Consider the following 5487-nt stretch of genomic DNA (forward strand, 5'->3'; position numbering starts at 1 on the left):
GCCCCGGGCTCCGCCCCAGCCTCGGCCCCCGCCGGTTTCGCCTGCCAGTCCTTCTCCGCCCTCTCCCTCGACCCGCCCTTGGTCGCCTTCATGGTCGGCCGTACGTCGACGACATGGCCGCGCATCGCCCGCGCGGGCGTCTTCTGCGTGAACGTCCTGAGCGCGGACCAGGGCGAGTTGTGCCGTGCCTTCGCGGTGAGCGGCGCGGACAAGTTCGCGGGGGTCGCCTACGACGCGGCCCCCGTGTCCGGCGCACCCCGCCTCGCGGGCACGCTCGCGTGGATCGACTGCACGATCCACGCGGTGCACACCGGGGGCGACCACCTCATCGTCGTAGGACGGGTGGACGCGCTGGGGGCGAGCGACGGGGACGAGGCGCCGCTGCTGTTCCACAAGGGACGGTTCCTCTGAGACCCGCGGGGAGACCTGCACGGAGACCTGTTCCGGGCCTCCAGGGCTCCTGACTCCCCGGCTCCCGGGCTCCCTAGGCCGCCACCGCCACCGGAGCCGTCCGTCGCCGGATCACCAGCGCCATCAGCGCCGCCGCCGCACACAGGGCGCCCGACGCGTACCAGACCACGTCGTACGTGCCGAAGACATCGCGCGCGATCCCGCCGAGGACGGCCACGACCGCGGCTCCGACCTGGTGGGAGGCGAGGACCCAGCCGAAGACGATCGCGCTGTCCTCGCCGTACTGCTCCCGGCACAGGGCGACGGTCGGCGGAACGGTGGCGACCCAGTCGAGGCCGTAGAAGACGATGAAGAAGAGCATCGGCGGGTGGACGCTCGGCGCGAGCAGCATCGGCAGGAACAGGAGGGAGACGCCGCGCAGGGCGTAGTAGACCGCGAGCAGGCGGCGCGCGTCGAAGCGGTCGGTGAGCCAGCCGGAGGCGATCGTGCCGATCACGTCGAACACGCCGATGACCGCGAGCAGCGACGCGGCCGCCGGGACAGGCATGCCGTGGTCGTGGGCGGCGGGCACGAAGTGGGTCTGGACGAGGCCGTTGGTGGAGGCACCGCAGATCGCGAAGGTGCCGGCGAGCAGCCAGAAGGGGCCGGTGCGGGCCGCCTTCAGCAGCACCGTGACGGCACGGCGGGCGGCGCCCGGCACCGGGGGCGGCTTGGGCACGAACTCCTTGGCGCCGTACGGCTTCAGGGCCACGTCGGCCGGGTGGTCGCGCAGCAGCAGAAGGACGAAGGGGACGACCGCGAGGGCGGCGAGGGAGACGGTGACGGCGGCCGGGCGCCAGTCGCCGTCGTCGACCATCAGGGCCATGAGGGGCAGGAAGATCAGCTGACCGGAGGCCGAGGCGGCGGTGAGGATGCCGGTGACCAGGCCGCGCCGCTCGGTGAACCAGCGGTTGGTGACGGTCGCGGCGAAGGCCAGCGCCATCGAGCCGGTGCCGAGGCCCACCAGCAGGCCCCAGCACAGCAGCAGCTGCCAGGCCGCCGTCATCCACACCGTCAGGCCCGAGCCGAGCGCGATCAGGACGAGCGCGCAGGCGACCACGCGCCGGATGCCGAAGCGGTCCATCAGCGCGGCGGCGAACGGGGCGGTGAGGCCGTAGAGGGCCAGGTTGATGGAGACGGCGGCCCCGATCGTGCCGCGTGACCAGCCGAACTCCTCGTGCAGCGGGTCGATGAGCAGCCCCGGCAGGGAGCGGAAGGCGGCGGCGCCGAGGATCGTCACGAAGGCGACGGCGGCGACGAACCAGGCGCGATGGATGCGGGGGCGACCGGGCGTCGGCGGGGACTGGTCGACGGTGGCGGCGGAGGCTTGGGTTGTCTGCGTCACGACAACGAGCTTCGGGCCTGCGCGACCGTGAAGCCATTGGCCCGAAGGACAGCATTCGTTAGGATCGGGCCATGAGCAGTGAGCCGGAGCATGAAGAGCGCGAGTCCGAGTTCCGCCCGCACCGCGTCGTCGTCCTGGCCCTGGACGGCCTGCTCCCCTTCGAGCTGGGCATTCCGCACCGCATCTTCGGCCGCCCCAAGGACGCACAAGGGCGACACCTGTACGAGGTCGTGACCTGCTCGATCCGGCCGCCGGGCCCGGTGCAGACCGACGCCGACTTCGCCATCCAGGTCGAGCACGGCCCGCAGGCCCTGGCCACCGCCGACACCGTGATCGTCCCGGCGTCGTACGAACTCGGCCCGGTCTTCGAGGAGGGCGCACTGACCGACGAGCTGGCCGCCGCGCTCGCCCACGTCCGCCCCGGCACCCGGCTCGCCTCCATCTGCACCGGCGTCTACGTCCTGGCCGCCGCCGGCCTGCTCGACGGCCGCCCGGCCACCACCCACTGGGCCGACGCCGACCGTTTCCAGCAGCTGTTCCCGAAGATCGAGGTCGACGCGGACGTCCTGTTCATCGACGACGGCGACGTGCTGACCTCGGCCGGTGTCGCGGCCGGGATCGACCTGTGCCTCCACATGGTCCGCCGCGACCACGGCACGGCCGTCGCCAACGAGGTGGCCCGCCGCACCGTCGTACCGCCCCACCGGGACGGCGGCCAGGCCCAGTACATCCACCGTCCGGTCCCCGACCCGCAGCAGGCGTCCACGACCACGGCCCGCGCCTGGGCCCTGGGCCGCCTCCACGAGCCGATCCAGCTGCGGGACATGGCGGACCAGGAGGCCATGTCGGTGCGCACCTTCACCCGCCGCTTCCGCGAGGAGGTCGGCATCAGCCCCGGTCAGTGGCTCACCCAGCAACGCGTCGAACGCGCCCGCCATCTCCTGGAGTCCACGGACCTCTCGGTCGACCAGGTGGCCAGGGACGCCGGTTTCGGTACGGCCCAGTCGATGCGCCAGCACCTACAGGCCGCGCTCGGCGTCACACCCACCAGCTACCGGCGTACGTTCCGCGCCGAGAACAACGCCGACGTCCAGGTCCCCAGCGGCACTTGAGCCGTCCCGTCGGGCCTCGCCCCACCAGCCGAGCGCCGTCAGCAGCAGGGTCAGCACCACCCCGGCCAGGATCGCCGTGGACGGCACCACCACCTGGAGCAGACCACCGGTGAGGGAACCCGTCGCCGCGTAGCCCGCGCCCGCTGCCGCGTACATCACGGCGTAGCCCGCGGACAGGACGCCCGGCGGCAGGGCCTCGCGCAGCGACAGGTTGCGGGTGATCAGCGCACCGGACTGCACCGTGCCCGCGAGGACGAGGGCCAGCGCGATCCCGGCCGCGCCCGGTATCAGCGCGCCGAGGGTCACGAACGCCGACATGACGCACATCAGCACCACACTGCGCGTGCGCAGCCGCCCCGGCCACGACCGCAGGCCGTACAGGAACGCCCCGAGCCCCGCTCCCACCGCCATGCCCGCCAGCATCGGCCCCGACCAGCCGACACCGATGCCGCGCTGTTCCAGCAGGGCGGGCAGGGTGAGTTCGGCGAGGCCGAGGAGGGTGAGGCTGGCCGCGCCCGTGACGTACACCGGCCAGGCGCGTATCAGCACGCCGGTCTTCGTCCGGCCCGTCTCCTCGTCCGCTTCCCCCTTGGCCCAGCCCGCGGGCAGCAGCCAGTGGCCCGTGATCGACGCGGCCATGAGGACGGCCGCGAGGAGCAGCGGCACCCGGGGTGCCACGCCGAGGGCGAGGCCGGCGACCGCGACCGGGGACACGGCCCACACGCCGGACATGAGCATCGACTCGACGGACAGTGCCTGCGCCACGGCACGCTCCGGGACCAGTGAGGTCAGCAGCGCCCGCTGGCCACCGGCGACCGCGGCCGGTGCCGCACCGGCCAGGAACGCGAACGCCCCCAGCACGACCGGATGCGCCCCGGCCAGCGCCCCGAGCCCCACGAACCCCACCGTCCCGCCCGCGAGCCCGAGCGCCAGGTGCCGTCGGCCACGAGCCGGGTCCAGCCGCATCCCGAGCACCGGCGCGCCGAGGATCTCCCCGAGCACATAGGCCGCCGCGAGCGCCGCACCCAGCGTGTAGCCGCCGGGCCGCTCCCGCACCAGGAACACCAAGGCCAACGGCGCCATGGCGACCGGCATGCGAGAGGCGACGGCGGTACAGGCCCAGATCAGGACCTGCTTGGAGGCGACGTCTCGATAGGTCATGGGATGACGGTAGGCGCCACCACTGACAACACGGCAGCCAATTTCCGGGCCTGTGGAAAACCTCGCCGGACGGCCTCGCCGTGACTCAGAACGTGAGCACTCCGCGAGCCACCTTCCCCGCCTCCGCGTCCGCCGCCGCCCGCTCGAACTCCTCCACCGGATACGTCTGCGTCACCAGCTCGTCCAGCAACAGCCGCCCCTCCCGGTACAGCTCGGCGTACAGCGCGATGTCCCGCTGCGGCCGCGACGAACCGTAACGGCAGCCCAGGATCGACTTGTCCAGGTACATGGAGGACACGACGAAGGACGCCTCGGCGCCGGCCGGCGGCACCCCCAGCAGTACCGCCTGCCCGTGCCGGTCCAGCAGATCGACCGCCTGCCGGATGAGCTCGACCCGCCCCACGCACTCGAAGGCATGGTCCGCCCCCGTCGGCAGCAGCTCCCGCACGCCCTCCGTCGAGGTCAGGAAGTCGGTCGCCCCGAACTGCCGGGCCACCGCCTCCTTCGCCGGATTGGCGTCGACGGCGACGATCCGCAGGGCACCCGCGATCCGCGCGCCCTGAAGGACGTTGAGCCCGATGCCGCCGGTACCGATCACGACCACGCTGTCCCCGCGGTCCACCTTCGCCCGGTTGAGGACGGCCCCCACCCCCGTCAGCACCCCGCACCCGATCAATGCGGCGGACGGCAGGGGGATGTCCTTCGGGATACGCACCACCTGCACGGCCTTGACCACGGTCCGTTCCGCGAACGCGGAGTTGGACGCGAACTGGAACACCGCCTGCTCACCCCGCCGGAACGGCCGCCCCGGCCGCCCTATGGCCTGCCGGCACATGGTGGGCCGCCCCCGGTCGCATTCGGCACACACACCGCAGTTGGCCAGCGTGGACAGGGCCACATGGTCCCCGGGCTCGACATGGGTGACGCCCACACCCACCGCTTCCACGACTCCCGCACCCTCATGGCCCAGCACCACAGGAACAGGGAAAGGTATGGTCCCGTCCACCACCGACAGATCGCTGTGACACAACCCGGCCGCCGAGATCGCGACCAGCACCTCGCCCGGCCCCGGGTCCCGCACCTCCAGATCGTCCACGACCTCGACCCGCTTGCCGTCGTACATCACTGCGCGCATCAGACGACCCCCTTGGGCTCCCTGGGCAGACCGAGCACCCGCTCGGCGATGATCGTGCGCTGGACCTCGTCCGAGCCCCCGTAGATCGTGTCGGCGCGCGAGAAGAGGAAGAGCTGCTGCGCGTCGTCGAGTTCGTACGGCGCAGCCGACCACTCCCCCGGCCCGACCCCGCCGACCGCGCCCCCCCGGAGCGCGCCGACCCCCCCCCCCAGCAGATGACCCGCCTCGGCGCGGAACCGGAACCGCCGCGCGGGCCGGCCCTGGCGCCGCACGACACTCTCGTC

General features: G+C 72.8%; 6 protein-coding genes. 2 read left to right on the top strand and 4 right to left on the bottom strand.

The window, feature by feature from the left end:
- Nucleotides 1-411 (top strand): flavin reductase family protein (locus L0P92_RS41655; protein ID WP_234768342.1); only part of this gene is annotated, 411 nt, incomplete at its 5' end.
- A gap of 73 nt (nt 412-484) precedes the next feature.
- On the opposite strand, the gene L0P92_RS41660 is transcribed toward L0P92_RS41655, so the two are convergent.
- Nucleotides 485-1795, bottom strand: coding sequence for an MFS transporter (locus tag L0P92_RS41660; protein WP_234768343.1), 1311 nt, complete (start codon nt 1793-1795; stop codon nt 485-487).
- A 71-nt stretch (nt 1796-1866) separates the two neighbouring features.
- Here L0P92_RS41660 and L0P92_RS41665 point away from each other — a divergent pair, with 71 nt between their 5' ends.
- Nucleotides 1867-2907 (top strand): GlxA family transcriptional regulator, encoded by a 1041-nt coding sequence (locus L0P92_RS41665; RefSeq protein WP_234768344.1) that lies wholly within the window; start codon nt 1867-1869, stop codon nt 2905-2907.
- Here the strand turns inward: L0P92_RS41665 and L0P92_RS41670 are convergent.
- The 3 genes from L0P92_RS41670 to L0P92_RS41680 form a co-directional block, all read right to left on the bottom strand.
- The gene (locus L0P92_RS41670; protein WP_234768345.1) at nt 2815-4068 is read right to left on the bottom strand and encodes an MFS transporter; all 1254 of its coding nucleotides are present in this window, start codon (nt 4066-4068) and stop codon (nt 2815-2817) included. The genes L0P92_RS41665 and L0P92_RS41670 overlap by 93 nt on opposite strands.
- An 85-nt stretch (nt 4069-4153) precedes the next feature.
- The gene (locus tag L0P92_RS41675; protein ID WP_234768346.1) at nt 4154-5203 is read right to left on the bottom strand and encodes a Zn-dependent alcohol dehydrogenase; all 1050 of its coding nucleotides are present in this window, start codon (nt 5201-5203) and stop codon (nt 4154-4156) included.
- A partial coding sequence (locus tag L0P92_RS41680; RefSeq protein WP_273634154.1) for an acyl-CoA dehydrogenase family protein occupies nt 5203-5487 on the bottom strand: 285 nt, incomplete at its 5' end. The genes L0P92_RS41680 and L0P92_RS41675, both read right to left, overlap by 1 nt.

Source organism: Streptomyces muensis, assembly GCF_021474425.1.
Taxonomy (GTDB): domain Bacteria; phylum Actinomycetota; class Actinomycetes; order Streptomycetales; family Streptomycetaceae; genus Streptomyces; species Streptomyces muensis.